The sequence below is a fragment of the Xanthomonas sp. LF06-19 genome, from assembly GCF_034105425.1.
Lineage (GTDB): Bacteria > Pseudomonadota > Gammaproteobacteria > Xanthomonadales > Xanthomonadaceae > Xanthomonas_A > Xanthomonas_A sontii.
Window position 1 is genome coordinate 110,798 of the sequence record NZ_JAXGGH010000009.1, and the last position, 15,039, is coordinate 125,836.

The following is a 15,039-nucleotide window of genomic DNA, read 5'->3' on the forward strand; positions in this document are numbered from 1 at the left end:
GCGCGGTTTGCACCTTAATGGGGCACCAGACCAATCGTCTCCAGGGCCGCCGCATCCCCCGTCAGCGCTGGCGCCAGCCAGCAATGACTGCCCACCGGGCGCAGCCCGAGCGCACCGAACTGGCGCCGGTACCAGCGCGCCGCGCGGGGCTGGAAGCCGGCGTGGTCGCCGTCGAAATCGTCCTCGGCGGCGAAGGTCTCCAGGAACGCCACGCCGCCGCACAGCTCCACCAGGCCGGGCAGGCCCTGGCGCAACTCGCGGCTGGGCACGTAGTGCAGCACGTCCGAACACACCAGCAGGTCCACCGGTGCGCACGGCCGCAGCCAGGCGAAATCGCCGAAGCGCGCCGGGTGCAGGTTGCGGTGGCGGCCGTAGCGGGCGACCGCGTAGTCGCTGCTGTCGAAGCCGAGGTAGTGCAGTTTCGGCCGCAGCTTCAGCAGCGGCGCGCGCCAGGCGCCTTCCCCACAGCCGATGTCGAGCACGCTGCGGATCGGCCGTTCCAGGTAGTACTCGGCCTGGGCCACGGCGAGCGCGACCTTGCGCGCCAGGCGCGCGGCATCGCCGATGCCGTCGCGGCGATACCAGCGCTGGAAGTAGTCGGCGTCGTACTGTTTGTCCATGCGGGCGTGTGGTCCGTGCGGGCGCCGGACGAATCGGCGAAAATGGCCGCACATCCTACGCCAGCGACACGGAGCCAGCGCATGCAACTCTATCTGTGGATCAAGTCCCTGCATCTGCTGTTCGTGATCGCATGGATGGCGGCGGTGTTCTACCTGCCGCGGATCCTGGTCAACATTGCCGAGAGCGCGGGCCAGCCGCAGGTGCAGGAGCGCCTGGCGCTGATGGGGCGGCGCCTGTACCGCTTCGGCCACATGATGTTCGGTCTGGCGCTGCTGCTGGGGCTGGCGTTGTGGCAGGGCTACAAGGTGCTGCCGAACGCCATGCCGATGGTCGTTGCGCCCGGCCTCAGCGGCTGGCTGCACGCCAAGCTCGGCCTGGTCGCGTTGATGCTGGCCTACTACATCTTCACCGGCCGCTGGCTCAAGCGCGTGGGGCAGGCGCAGCCCCTGCCATCCTCGCGCGCGCTGCGCCTGTTCAACGAGGTGCCGGTGCTCGCGCTGCTGGTGGTGATCTGGCTGGTGCTGGCCAAGCCGTTTTGAGCGGGGATTGGGGATTTGGGATTGGGGATTCGAAAGTCCCCGTTTCCGACCCTTTCCGGGTTTGCGCCAGCAGCTAGGCGTTGCGGCTGTCGAGTTGCTTCAGTTCGCTGCGGGCCAGGTCGATCCACTGGCGTTGGTCGCGCTGGTAGTAGCGCGGGGCCAGGCTGGAGCGCTTCAGTACTTCGTTGAACACTTCACCGGCGCGCTGCGGCTGGCCCGCGCGCTGCAGCAGTTGCGCGTAGCGCACGCGCGCTTCTTCGCCGGGGTAGTCGTCGGCGAGCGCGGCGTATTCCTCCAGCGCCGCGTCGGTCTGGCCCAGCGCCTCGGTGGCGCGCGCGTAGAGCAGGTGGCCGTCTTGCGAGCGGAACTGCGGGTTGGCGGCGATCAGCCGGTCCAGCGTGGCTTTCACCGCGGCCGGCTGGTCCAGGCCGAACTGCGCCTTGGCCAGTCCGAGCAGTAGTCCGGGGTCGTCGCGGTGGATGCCGCGCAAGCCGCTCTCGAACACCTCGGCCGCCTGCGCGTACTCGCCGTTATCCAGGTGCACCTCGGCCAGTTGCCGGCGGTTGTCCACGGTGTCGGCCAGTTCCAGGCGATTGCCGGCGGTGCGCTTGTCGCGGTTCGGATCGAGCGTGGCGCCGACCTTGCGCAGGTGGCGGCGCGCGCGCGGATCGTTGCGCCACTCCGGCAGCAGTTCGGCGATCACGTAAATCAGGATCCCCAGATACGAAAAGATCAGCAGGATGAAGATCCAATACAGCGGGCGGCCGCTGCGCACCACGTGCACGCAGCAGGCCAACTGCAAGGCCAGCGACAGCAGGACGATGGGATTCATGGACAACGCTTCCTTGTGTCGCGATCAGGCCGCTTCGTACGCCCCGTAGCTGCGCAGACGCGCGTAGCGCTTCTCCAGCAACTGCTCGATCGGCAGCTGTTCCAGCGCGTCCAGTTCGTTAAGCAGGACCGCCTTCAGGCGCTTGGCCATCTGCGTGGGGTTGCGGTGGGCGCCGCCGATCGGTTCGCGGATCACCTTGTCGACCAAGCCCAGCGCGGACAGGCGCTTGGCGGTCAGGCCGAGCTGTTCGGCGGCGTCCTTGGCCTTGGAGGCGTCCTTCCACAGGATCGAGGCGCAGCCTTCCGGCGAGATCACCGAATAGGTGCCGTATTCCAGCATCAGGGTGCGGTCGCCCACGCCGATCGCCAGCGCGCCGCCGGAGCCGCCTTCGCCGATCACGGTGCAGATCACCGGCACCTTCAGCTCGGCCATCTCCAGCAGGTTGCGCGCGATCGCTTCGCTCTGGCCGCGCTCCTCGGCGCCGATGCCGGGGTAGGCGCCGGGGGTGTCGATGAAGGTCAGCAGCGGCAGCTTGAAGCGCTCGGCCAGCTTCATCAGGCGCAGCGCCTTGCGGTAGCCCTCCGGGCGCGGCATGCCGAAATTGCGCGCGATCTTGCTCTTGGTGTCGCGGCCCTTCTGGTGGCCGATGATCACCACCGCGCGGCCATCGATGCGGCCCAGGCCGCCGACGATGGCCTTGTCGTCGGCGAACGCGCGGTCGCCGGCCAGTTCCTGGAACTCGTCGCAGAACACGTTGATGTAGTCCAGCGTGTACGGGCGCTGCGGATGCCGCGCCAACTGCGAGATCTGCCACGAGGACAGGTCGCGGAAGATCTGCGCGGTGCGCACCCGCAGCTTGTCCTCCAGCGCACCCACCTCGGCGTCGACGTTGACCGCCGGGCCGGTGCTGGCGTTGCGCAGTTCCTGGATCTTGGCTTCCAGATCGGCGATGGGTTGCTCGAAGTCGAGGTAGTTCGGGTTCATTGGAAGCCGTCGGATGGATCAAAGGTGGGGAAGCTTAGCCGAATGTACGGCAACTGCCCGTACGCTCCGGTGTGGAAAGGTCGGCGGGGCGCGGCTGGCCGGGGGCGGCGGCGGTTCAGGGAACGACCAGCGCACTGCGCCCGGTCAGCTCGCCGAAGGCGTGCACGAAGGTGTTGCAGGCCTCGTTGGCCGAGGGCGGCAGCGAGGCGCCCAGCGTCGCGGTGGCGGTGGTGAACGCCATCTGCGCCTGGAAGGCTTCCTTGCGCAGGGCACGCTGCGCGTCGGCGCTGGTCGCGCGCAGGTGGCGCGCGTAGAGCGCGCGCAGCGGGCCGGCATGGGCCTCGTAGGCCGGGTCCAGCGGCGGCAACGTCGCCGGGGCCTTCTCCAGCGCGAAGCGCGGCGTCACGTAACGGCCCGGCCGCGCGCGCTCGAACGCGCCGGGCTGGCCCATGCCGGTCTCGACGTAGGCGATGAAGTCCGGCGCAGTGAAGATCTTGCGGTCGATCTTGCCGCCGCTGGCATCGACATGCGCGACGACCTGCTCGTCCGGGAACGGCTCGCGCACGCCGAAGGTCCAGTCCTTGTCGATGAACAGGTCGTGGGTCTGTTTGAACGGGCCTTCGAAGGTGACGCCGTTCAGTTCGATCCGCGCGTTGATCGAACCGAAGTTCTTTGCCTTGTCCGGGCCGGTGAGGTAGATCGCGTTCGCGGTCACGTACTCGCTCAGGGTCGGATTGATCAGCCCGCCCCTGGTATCGGCGTAGACGATGAAGCGCACATCGCCCAGGCGTTCGCTGCGCAGGTGGTGCTCGCCGGCCGCCAACGTCACCGGCTGCGCCTGCTGCGCCGGCACCTGCAGGGTCTTGCCGTCGAGCGTGATCGACAGCGGCGCGGTGGTGGGGTTGTCGATCTGGAAGTCGACCTTGGACGAGGAGCACGCCGCCAGCGCGAGCGCGGCAGCGAACGGGAACAGCACGGTCTTCATCGCGGCATCCTTCCTTCGGCCATGTGCAACGGGCGCGCCGCGCTGCGCGCCAGGCTCAGTTCGCCCATGGCGGGTTGTATTTGACCTTCACCGCGCGCACCGCCGGGTCGCCGCGCAGGGCGTCCAGCAGCTGCGGGTCCACGCGCACCGAATGGCTGCCGTTGAGGTCGAGCATGCCGGCGATGCCGCCCTGCGCCGACTGCAGCAGCAGGTCCAGGCGCAGGGGGGTCTTGCCCGGGCGGTGGCGGGCGAGCAGGCCGTCGATGCGCGGCCAGGCGCTGCGCTGGCGCAGGTCCAGGCGCAGCGACAGGCGCTGCGCGTGGTGCGTGCAGATCTGTTCGTAGTCCCAGCACTGGCGGATGCGCATCGCGTAGCCGCCGTTGAATTCGTCCTCGCGCACACCGCCCTTGACGATCAGGATGCGGTCGCGGGTCAGCAGGTGGCCGAACTCGGCGATGGCGTCGGAGAACGCGCTGCACTCGATGCGGCCGCGGCCGTCCTCCAGTTGCACGAACACCTGGCTGTCGCCCTTGCGGCGCACGCCGACCACCTGGCCGGCGAGGATCGCGCTGACCTCCGGGCGCCAGGCGCGCTTCTCGCCGTCGCCACCGCCGCGGCCGCCGCCGGATTGCGCGCAGATCTTCTCCAGCGCGCTCAGGTCGCAGCCGACCAGTTCGCGCACTTCGTCGCGGTACGGATCGAACGGATGGCCGCTGAGGTAGAAGCCCAGCGTCTCGCGCTCGCCGGCCAGCAACTGGCCCAGCGGCCATTCCTTGCTCTCCGGCAGGTCCAGGCGCAGCGCCGGGGTGCTGGTGTCGGCGCCGCCGAACAGCGAGTTCTGCCCGGAGGCGCGCTCGCGCGCCATCTGCTCGGTGGCCTTCATCACCTCCGGCAGCTGCAGCATCAGCGTGGCGCGGTTGGCGCCCAGCCCGTCCATCGCGCCGGCGTTGATCATCGCCTCGAGGGTGCGCTTGTTGAGCTTGGCCGATTCCACGCGGGTGCAGAAGTCCAGCAGCGAGGCGTACTCGCCGCCACGCTCGCGCTCGGCCACGATCGCCTCGCAGGCGCCGCGGCCCACGCCCTTGATCGCGCCCAGGCCGTACTGGATGGTGTCCGGCGTGGCCGCCTCGAACATGTAGGCCGAGGCGTTGATGCGCGGCGGCAGCACGGTCAGGCCGAGGTTGCGCACCTCGTCGAGGAAGCCGACCACCTTGTCGGTGTTGTCCATGTCCGAGGACAGCGTGGCCGCCATGAACTCGGCCGGGTAATGGCGTTTCAGCCACGCGGTCTGGTAGCTGACCAGCGCGTAGGCGGCGGCGTGCGACTTGTTGAAGCCGTAGCCGGCGAACTTCTCCATCAGGTCGAAGATTTCGTCGGCCTTGGCCTCGCCGACGCCGCCCTTGGCCGCGCCCTCGCGGAAGATCTCGCGGTGCTTGGCCATTTCCGCCGGCACCTTCTTGCCCATCGCGCGGCGCAGCAGGTCGGCGCCGCCCAGCGAGTAGCCGCCGACGATCTGCGCCATCTGCATCACCTGCTCCTGGTACACCATGATGCCGTAGGTGTCCTTCAGGATCGCTTCGGTGCGCGGATCGGGATAGACGATCTCCTCCTGCCCGTGCTTGCGCGCGTTGAACGAGGGGATCAGGTCCATCGGGCCGGGGCGGTACAGCGAGACCAGCGCGATCAGGTCCTCGAAGCGGTCGGGGCGGGCGTCCTTCAGCAGCCGGCGCATGCCCGAGGATTCGAACTGGAACACCGCACCGGTGTTGCCCGAGGCGAAGATGCCCTTGTAGGTCGGCGCATCGTCGAGCGGGATCGCGGCGATCTCCACCGGCGGGACGCCGGCGCGCGCGTGGCGCACGTTGATCGCCTTCACCGCCCAGTCGATGATGGTCAGGGTGCGCAGGCCGAGGAAGTCGAACTTGACCAGGCCGACCTGCTCGACATCGTCCTTGTCGAACTGGGTGACCGGGTTCTTGCCGAAATTGTCGACGTCGTGTTCGGCGAACAGCGGGCAGAAGTCGGACAGCGGCGTCGGCGCGATCACCACGCCGCCGGCGTGCTTGCCGGCGTTGCGGGTGAGGTCCTCGAGCTGCCGCGCCAGGTCCATCAGGTCGCGGACGTCGTCCTCGGCCTGGTAGCGCTGGATCAGCTCCGGCGAGGCCATCTCGCTGTCCTTGCCTTCGCCCATCGCATCCTTCAGCGTGATGCCGAGGATGTTGGGGATCAGCTTGGCGACGCCGTCGACCAGGCCGTACGGGAAGCCGAGCACGCGGCCGCAGTCGCGCACCACCGCCTTGGCCGCCATGGTGCCGTAGGTGATGATCTGGCTGACCCGATCGCGGCCGTACTTGCGCGCTACGTAGTCGATCACCTCGTCGCGGCGATCCATGCAGAAGTCGATGTCGAAGTCGGGCATCGACACGCGTTCCGGGTTGAGGAAGCGCTCGAACAGCAGGTTGTACGGCAGCGGATCCAGGTCGGTGATCTGCAGCGCCCACGCCACCAGCGAGCCGGCGCCGGAGCCGCGGCCCGGGCCGATCGGGATGCCCTGGTTCTTGCCCCACTGGATGAAGTCGGCCACGATCAGGAAGTAGCCGGGGAAACCCATCTTGATGATGGTGTCCAGCTCGAACTCGAGCCGGTCCACGTAGTCCTGGCGGGTCTTGCCGGGCGCCAGCGGGTTCTTCTCCAGGCGCGCGGCCAAGCCGTCGCGCGACTGGCTGCGGATCCAGCTGTCCAGCGTCTCGTCGTCGGGCACCGGATAGGCGGGCAGGAAGTAGGTGCCCAGCTGCATCTCGATGTTGCAGCGTTGCGCCAGCGCCAGGGTGTTGTCGATCGCGTCGGGGATGTCGGCGAACAGCGCGGCCATCTCCTCGGCCGACTTCAGGTACTGCTGGTCGCTGTAGTCGCGCGGTCGCTTGGGATCGTCGAGCACGCGGCCGGAGGAGATGCACACGCGCGCCTCGTGCGCGGCGAAGTCGCTGGCGTACAGGAAGCGCACGTCGTTGCTGGCGATCACCGGCAGGCCGCGGGTGCCGGCAGCGTGCAGGGCGAACTGGTTGAACGCCTCCTCGCCGTCGCGGCCGGTACGGGTCAGTTCCAGGTGCAGGCCGTCGCCGAAGATGCGCTGCCAGTCGGCCAGTTGCTGCTCGGCCAGGTCGTGGCGACCTTCGCTGGCCAGGCGCCCGGCCAGACTCTCGCGGCCGGCCAGCGCGAACAGGTTGTCGCTGCCGGTCTGCAGCCATTCCGGGCGCAGCGCCACGCCGCCTTCGTTGCGGTGGCCTTCCAGCCAGGCGCGGGTCAGCAGCCGCGACAGGCTGAGGTAGCCGTCGCGGTTGCGGCACAGCACGGTCAGCCGCCACGGCGCCTGGGTGCCGTCGGCGATCAGCAGGTCGGCGCCGGCGATCGGCTTGATGCCCACGCCCTCGGCGGCCTTGTAGAACTTGACCAGCGCGAACAGGTTGTTGAGGTCGGTGACCGCCAGCGCGGGCAGGTCCAGCTCCACCGCGCGGCTGAGCAGGTTGGCCTGCTTGGCTTTCTTCGGGTCAGCCTGATCCGGTTTCTCGGGCACACGGATGGTCGAATCCGCCAGCGAGAACTCGGTGTGGATGTGCAGATGGGCGAAGCGGGAAGTGGACATGCGGAACCAGAGCGATGCCCGGGCAGGGTAGCGGCGGGGGGCGAGCCGGGCAAGGCTTGACAGCGAGGGGCGGGGATTCGGGAGTGGGGATTGGGGATTCGTTTGCGGTCTCATTGCGCGTTGAGTGCGCGCGATGCCGGCCCGACCCAGTCGAACGTCCTACGCGAGTTGCAGCGACTCCAGCGAATCCCCAATCTCCACGGCCGGCTCCCGGCCCGCCAGGGCCATGCGCACCGGCGCGAAGCTGCGCCGGTGGTGGATGCAGGGGCCGTGCGCGGCCAGTGCGGCCAGGTGCGCCGGGGTGGCGTAGCCCTTGTGCAGGTCGAAGCCGTAGTGCGGGTGTTCGTCGTGCAGGCGCTGCATGATCCGGTCGCGGGTGACCTTGGCGACGATCGAGGCGGCCATGATCGCGCGGTCGCGGGCATCGCCGCCGACCAGCGCCTCGGCGGCGCAGGGCAGACCCTTGGGCACGCGGTTGCCGTCGATGCGGGCGAAGCCGGCCACGTGGGCCACGCCCTCGACCGCGCGGCGCATGCCCAGCATGGTCGCCTGGTAGATGTTCAGCCGGTCGATCTCCTCGGCCTCGATCAGCACCACCTGCCAGGCCAGCGCGCGCTCGACGATGCGCGCATACAGCGTCTCGCGGCGCGCCGCGGTCAGTTGCTTGGAATCGTCCAGCCCGTTGATGCGCGTGCGCGCCGGATCGAACACCACCGCCGCCACCGCCACCGGCCCGGCCAGGGGACCGCGGCCGGCTTCGTCGACGCCGGCATAGAGCCGGGAATCGGGAGTGGGGAATGGGGAATGGGACAAAAGCGACTGCTGCGGCGACGGCGGGGGAAGGGAGCGCTTCATGCCGTTGCTCCTGTCGATTCCCGATTCCCGATTCCCGATTCCCGGCCCTCCAGCAATTCGAGCACCGCATCGGCCGCGCGCGCCGAGGCGTCCTGGCGCAGCAGCAGGTGCAGGCGTTCGTACTCGGGCTGCAGCGCCGCCACCGCCTGCGGGTTGCGCAGCCAGTGCAGCAGCGCGGCGGCCAGGGCGTCGGGGGTGCAGGCGTCCTGCATCAGCTCCGGCGCCAGGTCGTGGCCGGCGAGGATGTTGGGCAGGGCGTAGCGGTCCACCTTCAGCAGGCCCAGCGCCTTGACGATGCGGTAGGTGAGCGGGGCGACCTTGTAGCCGACCACCATCGGCCGCTTCACCAGCATGGCTTCCAGGGTCGCGGTGCCGGAGGCCAGCAGCACCGCATCGGCGGCGAGCAGCGCGGTGCGCGCGTGGCCGTCCAGCACTTGGGTGGCGGCCGCCGGCAAGGCCGAGCGCGCGAGTTGTTCTTCGATCAGCGCCTTGCACGCGGCATTGGCGGCCGGCACCAGCACGCGCGCGTCCGGCAGCTGCTGCAGCACCTGCGCGGCGGCGGCGAAGAAGGTGTCGCCGAGCTTGCCGATCTCGCCCAGGCGGCTGCCCGGCAACACCGCTAGCACCGGCACGTCGGCGGCCACGCCCAGGGACGCACGCGCCGCGCCGCGGTCTTCGTGCAGCGCGATCGCATCGGCCATGGGGTGGCCGACGAAGCGCGCGTCCACGCCGTGCTTGGCGTAGATCGGCGGCTCCATCGGGAACAGGCACAGCACCCGGTCGGCGCTGGCGCCGATCTTGGCCGCGCGCTGCTCGCGCCAGGCCCATACCGATGGACTGACGTAATGCACGGTGCGCAGCCCGCGCTGCTTCAGCCAGCGCTCCACGCCCAGGTTGAAGTCGGGGGCATCGATGCCGACGAACACGTCCGGGCGCCAGGCCAGCAGCCGCTCGCGCAGCGCGCGGCGCAGCTTCAGCAGGCGCGGCAGGTGCCGCAGCACTTCCAGCAGACCCATCACCGCCAGCTCGCTGGCGTCGAACCAGGTCTGGCACCCGGCCTGGCGCATCGCCTCGCCCCCGACCCCGGCGAACTCGGCGTCGGGGTAGCGCGCGCGCAGCGCCTCGATCAGCCCCGCACCCAGCAGGTCGCCGGAGGCTTCGCCGGCGACCAGGGCGATGCGCAGCTTCGCTGCGCGGGGAATGGGGAATGGGGAATGGGGAATGGTTGAAGCAACAGCGGGGCCGGGGCCGGGCGGGCGACCGCTCTTCCCATTCCCCATTCCCGATTCCCCATTCCCGGCCGTCATCGCAACAACGGCCGCTCGCTGGATTCGATGAACTCCAGCATCGCGCGCACGTCCTCGCTGCCTTCGGCCAGCACCGCCAACTGGTGCTTGGCCTCGGCCAGCGGCAGGCCGGCCACGTACAGCGCGCGGTAGGCGCGCTTGATCGCGGCCACGCGCTCGGGATCGAAGCCGCGGCGCTTCAGGCCTTCGCTGTTGATGCCGCGCGGGCGGCCCAGGGAATTGCCGCCGACCATGGTGAACGGCGGCACGTCGCCGTTGATCAGCGCGCCCATGCCGAGGAAGGCGTGATCGCCGATGCGGCAGAACTGGTGCGCGCCGGCGAAGCCGCTGATGATCACGTGGTCGCCCACTTCCACGTGCCCGGCCAGGGTGGTGTTGTTGGAGAACACGCAATGGTTGCCGACGATGCAGTCGTGGGCGACGTGGGTATAGGCGAGGAACCAGTTGTCGCTGCCCACGCGGGTGATGCCGCCGCCGCTGCCGGTGCCGCGGCTGACGGTGACGAACTCGCGGATCACGTTGCGGTCGCCGATCACCAGTTCGGTGCGTTCGCCGGCGAACTTCTTGTCCTGCGGGTCGCCGCCGAGCGCGACGTGGCCGACCAGGCGGTTGTCGCGGCCGAGCCGGGTCGGGCCGACGATGCTGCAATGCGAGCCGATCTCGCAGCCTTCGCCGATCTCCACCTCGGCGCCGATCACGGTGAAGGCGCCGACGCGCACGTCGGCGGCGAGTTTCGCGCCGGGATCGATGATCGCGGAGGGGTGAATCAGGGGAGCGTTGGCGCTCATCGCAGGTCTCCTGCCAGAGTCATTCGCGGGTGCCGGCGCACAGCACTTCGGCGCAGGCCACGACCTTGCCGTTGACCTTGGCCTCGCCGTAGTACACCGCCATGTTGCGGATCACCCGCTTGATTTCCACGTGCAGCTCCAGCACGTCGCCGGGCACCACCTGGCTGTTGAAGCGGGCGTTGTCGACCTTGACCATGTAGAACAGCTTGGACTGCGCGTCGCGGCCCATCGCCAGCTGGGTCAGGATGCCGCCGGCCTGCGCCAGCGCCTCGATGATCAGCACGCCGGGCATGATCGGCTGGCCCGGGAAATGGCCCTGGAAGTACGGCTCGTTGATGCTGACGTTCTTGTGCGCGACGATCCGGCGGTTCTCGAAATCCAGCGAGACCACCTTGTCCACCAGCAGGAACGGGTAGCGGTGCGGGAGCAGTGCGCGGATCTGGTTGATGTCCGGCAGGGTGGCGTCCGGCAGGGGCTGATCGTGGCTCATTCCTTCTCCTTGCTGACAGACAGGATGCGACGGGCCAGGGCATCGAGCTGTTTGAAGCGCGCGGCGTTCTTGCGCCACGTGCGGTTGTCGGTCAATGGGGTGCCGGACGAGTACTCGCCTGGCTCGTGGATGGAGTTGCGCACGACCGACTTGCCGGTGACCACGACCTTGTCGCAGATCTCCAGGTGGCCGACCACGCCGACCGCGCCGCCGAGCATCACGTAGCGGCCGATCTTGGCGCTGCCGGCGATGCCGGTGCAGCCGGCGATGGCGCTGTGCGCGCCGATGTGCACGTTGTGCGCGACCTGCACCAGGTTGTCCAGGCGCACGTCTTCTTCGAGGGTGGTGTCTTCCAGCGCGCCGCGGTCCACGCAGGTGTTGGCGCCGATCTCGCAATCGTCGCCGATGCGGACGCCGCCGAGCTGCGGCACCTTGATCCAGCGGCCGGCGTCCATCGCCAGACCGAACCCATCGGCGCCGAGCACCGCACCGGGATGCACGCGCACGCGCTGGCCCAGACGCACCCGGGTGACCAGAGTGACGCGGGCGATCAGTTCGCTGCCGGCGCCGACCTGGCAGTCCTCGCCGATCACGCAGCCGGGGCCGATCACGCAGCCCTCGCCGATGACGCTGCGCGCGCCGATGCTGACGAACGCGCCGATGTGCGCGCTGGCCGCGACCTGCGCACTGGGATCGATGCTGGCGCTGGGATCGATGCCGGGCGGTCGCAGCGGGGCCACGTCGAACAGCGCGGCGATCTTGGCGAAGGCGACGTACGGATCGCGCGCGATCAGTGCGGTCCCCGGCGCCGCCTCGGCGTCGTCGGCACGCAGCACCACGATCGCCGCCGTGCTGTCGGCCAGTTGCGCACGATAGCGGGGATTGGCCAGGAAGCTGAGCTGTCCCGGGCCGGCCTGCGCCAGCGTGGCCACGCCGCGCACCGCGACGCTGCCGTCGCCATGCACCTGCAGGCCGAAACGCTCGGCGATCTCGTCAGCGGTATAGGTCGAAGTATTCACCGGGAGATTCTACCGTGTGCCACCAGCACGGTCATACGTACGCCCGCGTAGGGCGTGCTGATACAGCGTGCACTGCCCGCCCCTCATCCGCCCCTACGGGGCACCTTCTCCCGATGGGAGAAGGGAGTCGCGTCAGCCCCTCTCCCACCGGGAGAGGGGTTGGGGTGAGGGTACGGCCACAAGCAACACACTCCCAGGCGCAGGATTCGGAAGGCAATGAACCATGGCTTGCGATTCGCAACGCGAGGGGCGCGCCGACAGGCGCAGTGATTTGGAAGGCCAAGCCCCGGCATCGGATGGGCAGTCGTACGGCCGCGTAGGGCGATCGCACGTGGCAGCGCAACAGGCCACGACCACCTATCAGGAACGATCAACCGACTGGAGCAAAGCCCCCTTTCTGTTAAAGGGGGCGCGCCGACAGGCGCGGGGATTAGGCAAGCCAAGCCCCAGCAGGTTTTCGCGCAGCGAAAACCTGGCTGCCAGGGCGCAGCCCTGGCAGCGGGTGGGCAGTTCTTTTAGAACTGCCCACCAAAGGTGAACTGCAGGCGCTCGATCTCGTCGTTGTCTTCCTTCTTCAACGGAATCGCATAGCTGATCGAGATCGGGCCGACCGGGGCCCGCCACAGCAGGGCGATACCGGTGGAGGCGCGCAACTGGTTGGACTTGAAGTTGTCCACGCCATTGAACACGTTGCCGACGTCCACGAACGCCGAAATGCGCGCCGACGGGCTGTCGAACAGCTTCGGGAAGTACATTTCCGCCGAGCCCACGGTCTTGAACGAGCCGCCCAGCGGCTGGCCGCGGCGGTACGAGGCGGTGGCCTCCGAGCGCGGGCCGAGGGTGTTGTCCTCGAAGCCGCGGACCGAGTTGGTGCCGCCGGCGTAGAAGTTCTCGTAGAACGGCAGGCCCGAGGCGGTGACGCTGCGGATCAGGTTGGAGCCGTTGCAGGCCTGCGGGTTGTAGGTCGTCGTGCCTTGCGCATCGCTGGTGTAGGTGCCGCAGATGTCGCGCGACACGTCGCTGCCGTAGCTGTCGCCGTAGCCGAACTCCGCGCGGGTGTTGAGCACCAGCGCCGGCGAGATCGGCCAGTACTTGGAGATCTGGTAGTTGAGCTTCCAGTACTCGACGGTGGAACCGGGCAGGGTGGCTTCCAGGCCCACACGCTGGTACATGCCGCGGGTGGGCATGAAGTAGTCGTTGCGGGTGTCGCGCGCCCAGCCGAGCTCGCTGCGCCAGGCGTGGAAGGTCTTGGTCCCGATCGCGTCGATGTAGTTGATGATCGCCTGCGGGGTGAAGCCCGGATAGGTGGTGATCTGGTTGCTGTCCACGCCGAACATCAGCGAGACGCTGTCGGTCTCGGTGATCGGCACGCCGAAGATCACCTGCGCCGCGCCGTTGGTGCTGTTGTACTGCGCGGTGCCGAAGTCGGAGTAGTCCAGCTTGCGCCAGGACAGGTTGTAGCCCAGCGACACGCCGTCGTCGGTGAAGAACGGGTTGGTGTAGGAGAACGCGTAGCGCTCCTGGTAGCTGCTGCGCGAGGCGTCCACCGCGACGCGGTTGCCGCCGCCGAGGAAGTTGTTCTGCGACAGCTGCACCGAGGTGGTGACGCCGTAGGTCTGCGAATAGCCCAGGCCGAAGGTGAAGCTGCCCGAGGTGGTCTCCTTGACGTTGTAGACCACGTCGACCTTGTCGTTGCTGCCCGGCACCGGCGGCGTTTCCACGTCCACCGACTCGAAATAGCCCAGGCGCTGCAGGCGGATCTTGGAGCGGTCGATCGCCGCCTGCGAGTACCAGGTGTCCTCGAACTGGCGCATTTCGCGGCGCAGCACTTCGTCGGAGGTGCGGGTGTTGCCGCGGAACACGATGCGCCGCACCGACACGCGCGGGCCCGGGGTCACCTGCAGGTTCACCGCCACCGTGCGCTTCTCGCGGTCGGTGGTCGGGATCGGGGTGACCTTGGCGAAGGCGTAGCCGATGTTGCTCAGGGTATTGGTGATGGCGTCGGAGCTGTATTCCAGCAGCGCGCGCGAGAAGGTGTCGCCGGCCTTGGGGATCACCAGCTTCTCGATCTCTTCCTGCGGCAGGATGGTGTCGCCGGTGACCTTGATGTCGGAGATCTTGTACTGCTCGCCTTCGGTGATGCCGGCGGTCAGGTACATGTCGCGCTTGTCGGGGCTGATCGCCACCTGGGTGGAGTCGACGCTGAAGTCGACGTAGCCGCGGTCCAGGTACCAGGAGTTGAGCTTCTCCAGGTCGCCGGACAGCTTTTCCTTGGAGTACTGGTCGTCGCGGCGGTACCAGGACAGCCAGTTGTGCTCGCGCGACTCCCAGTTCTCCAGGATGTCCTTGTTGAGGAATTTCTCTGTACCAATCAGGTTGACGTGGCGGATCTTGGCCGCCTTGCCTTCCTTGATCGCGATGGCCACGTCGACGCGGTTTCGGTCCAGCGGGCTCACCGTCGGGGTGATCTCGACGTTGTACTTGCCGCGGTTGTTGTACTGGCGGGTCAGCTCCTGGGTCACCCGGTCCAGGCTCAGCCGGTCGAAGGTGCCGCCTTCGCTGAGGCCGATGTCGGACAGGCCCTTGAGCAGTTCCTCGCTCTTGATGTCCTTGTTGCCGGTGACGGTCAGCTTGTTGATCGCCGGACGCTCCTTGACCGTGACCACCAGGATGTTGCCCTGGCGGTCGACGCGCACGTCCTCGAAGAAGCCGGTGCGGTACAGGGCACGGATCGCCTCGGCGACCTTGGCCTCGTCCACGGTGTCGCCGCGTTCCACCGGCAGGTAGGTGAACACGGTGCCGGACGAAATGCGTTGCAGCCCGTCGACGCGGATGTCGCTGGCGGTGAAGGGCTCCGCTACCTGGGCCAGGGCCGGCAGGCTGAGGCTGGCGGCGAGGGCGAGGGCAAGCAGGCGGCGAGTGGGAAATCTCGTCATGTCACGTCCGGTAGAGGTCGATATCGTTGTTGCATGGGCG

At 68.5% G+C, this 15,039-nt stretch carries 12 protein-coding genes; 1 reads left to right on the forward strand and 11 read right to left on the reverse strand.

Features of this window, described 5'->3' with window-relative positions; genetic code table 11:
- Positions 1-14: 14 nt before the first annotated feature.
- The gene (locus tag SLW55_RS17600) at positions 15-620 is read right to left on the reverse strand and encodes a class I SAM-dependent methyltransferase (protein ID WP_295961420.1); all 606 of its coding nucleotides are present in this window, start codon (positions 618-620) and stop codon (positions 15-17) included.
- Positions 621-701: 81 nt separating this feature from the next.
- Between SLW55_RS17600 and SLW55_RS17605 the strand changes: the two genes are divergently transcribed.
- Positions 702-1,160 carry a CopD family protein gene (locus SLW55_RS17605; protein WP_295910465.1) on the forward strand — a complete coding sequence of 153 codons (459 nt, stop codon included), beginning with the start codon at positions 702-704 and terminating at the stop codon, positions 1,158-1,160.
- 73 nt (positions 1,161-1,233) lie between these two features.
- Here the strand turns inward: SLW55_RS17605 and SLW55_RS17610 are convergent, their stop codons facing one another.
- The 10 genes from SLW55_RS17610 to bamA form a co-directional block, all read right to left on the reverse strand.
- Positions 1,234-1,992, reverse strand: coding sequence for a tetratricopeptide repeat protein (locus tag SLW55_RS17610; RefSeq protein WP_017908799.1), 759 nt, complete (start codon positions 1,990-1,992; stop codon positions 1,234-1,236).
- Positions 1,993-2,016: 24 nt separating this feature from the next.
- Complete coding sequence (locus tag SLW55_RS17615) at positions 2,017-2,976, reverse strand: acetyl-CoA carboxylase carboxyltransferase subunit alpha (protein ID WP_017908798.1); 960 nt, start codon at positions 2,974-2,976, stop codon at positions 2,017-2,019.
- Between the two features lie 115 nt (positions 2,977-3,091).
- Positions 3,092-3,961 (reverse strand): hypothetical protein, encoded by an 870-nt coding sequence (locus tag SLW55_RS17620; RefSeq protein ID WP_017912019.1) that lies wholly within the window; start codon positions 3,959-3,961, stop codon positions 3,092-3,094.
- Between the two features lie 55 nt (positions 3,962-4,016).
- Positions 4,017-7,604, reverse strand: coding sequence for a DNA polymerase III subunit alpha (gene dnaE, locus SLW55_RS17625; RefSeq protein ID WP_267099336.1), 3,588 nt, complete (start codon positions 7,602-7,604; stop codon positions 4,017-4,019).
- Between the two features lie 159 nt (positions 7,605-7,763).
- On the reverse strand, positions 7,764-8,459 hold the full coding sequence (locus tag SLW55_RS17630) for a ribonuclease HII (protein WP_026143203.1): 696 nt from the start codon (positions 8,457-8,459) through the stop codon (positions 7,764-7,766).
- Positions 8,456-9,739: a lipid-A-disaccharide synthase gene (gene lpxB / locus SLW55_RS17635; protein ID WP_320745491.1), complete on the reverse strand. Its 1,284-nt coding sequence runs from the start codon at positions 9,737-9,739 to the stop codon at positions 8,456-8,458. Before lpxB ends, SLW55_RS17630 begins: the two co-directional genes overlap by 4 nt.
- 23 nt (positions 9,740-9,762) lie before the next feature.
- Positions 9,763-10,554, reverse strand: coding sequence for an acyl-ACP--UDP-N-acetylglucosamine O-acyltransferase (lpxA, locus tag SLW55_RS17640; protein WP_017908793.1), 792 nt, complete (start codon positions 10,552-10,554; stop codon positions 9,763-9,765).
- Positions 10,555-10,573: 19 nt separating this feature from the next.
- Entirely contained in the window at positions 10,574-11,044 is a 471-nt protein-coding gene (fabZ, locus tag SLW55_RS17645; protein WP_010344048.1) for a 3-hydroxyacyl-ACP dehydratase FabZ, read from the reverse strand.
- Entirely contained in the window at positions 11,041-12,063 is a 1,023-nt protein-coding gene (lpxD, locus tag SLW55_RS17650; protein ID WP_295963608.1) for a UDP-3-O-(3-hydroxymyristoyl)glucosamine N-acyltransferase, read from the reverse strand. The genes fabZ and lpxD overlap by 4 nt, the downstream gene beginning before the upstream one ends.
- Positions 12,064-12,578: 515 nt before the next feature.
- On the reverse strand, positions 12,579-14,999 hold the full coding sequence (gene bamA, locus SLW55_RS17655; RefSeq protein ID WP_017908791.1) for an outer membrane protein assembly factor BamA: 2,421 nt from the start codon (positions 14,997-14,999) through the stop codon (positions 12,579-12,581).
- Between the last annotated feature and the right edge of the window lie 40 nt (positions 15,000-15,039).

Excerpts from the sequence above, each read along its gene's own strand:
- SLW55_RS17600 (WP_295961420.1), bottom strand. The coding sequence starts at position 620 with ATGGACAAACAGTACGACGCCGACTACTTCCAGCGCTGGTATCGCCGC.
- SLW55_RS17605 (WP_295910465.1), top strand. The coding sequence starts at position 702 with ATGCAACTCTATCTGTGGATCAAGTCCCTGCATCTGCTGTTCGTGATC.
- SLW55_RS17610 (WP_017908799.1), bottom strand. The coding sequence starts at position 1,992 with ATGAATCCCATCGTCCTGCTGTCGCTGGCCTTGCAGTTGGCCTGCTGC.
- SLW55_RS17615 (WP_017908798.1), bottom strand. The coding sequence starts at position 2,976 with ATGAACCCGAACTACCTCGACTTCGAGCAACCCATCGCCGATCTGGAA.
- SLW55_RS17620 (WP_017912019.1), bottom strand. The coding sequence starts at position 3,961 with ATGAAGACCGTGCTGTTCCCGTTCGCTGCCGCGCTCGCGCTGGCGGCG.
- dnaE (WP_267099336.1), bottom strand. The coding sequence starts at position 7,604 with ATGTCCACTTCCCGCTTCGCCCATCTGCACATCCACACCGAGTTCTCG.
- SLW55_RS17630 (WP_026143203.1), bottom strand. The coding sequence starts at position 8,459 with ATGAAGCGCTCCCTTCCCCCGCCGTCGCCGCAGCAGTCGCTTTTGTCC.
- lpxB (WP_320745491.1), bottom strand. The coding sequence starts at position 9,739 with ATGGGGAATGGGAAGAGCGGTCGCCCGCCCGGCCCCGGCCCCGCTGTT.
- lpxA (WP_017908793.1), bottom strand. The coding sequence starts at position 10,554 with ATGAGCGCCAACGCTCCCCTGATTCACCCCTCCGCGATCATCGATCCC.
- fabZ (WP_010344048.1), bottom strand. The coding sequence starts at position 11,044 with ATGAGCCACGATCAGCCCCTGCCGGACGCCACCCTGCCGGACATCAAC.
- bamA (WP_017908791.1), bottom strand. The coding sequence starts at position 14,999 with ATGACGAGATTTCCCACTCGCCGCCTGCTTGCCCTCGCCCTCGCCGCC.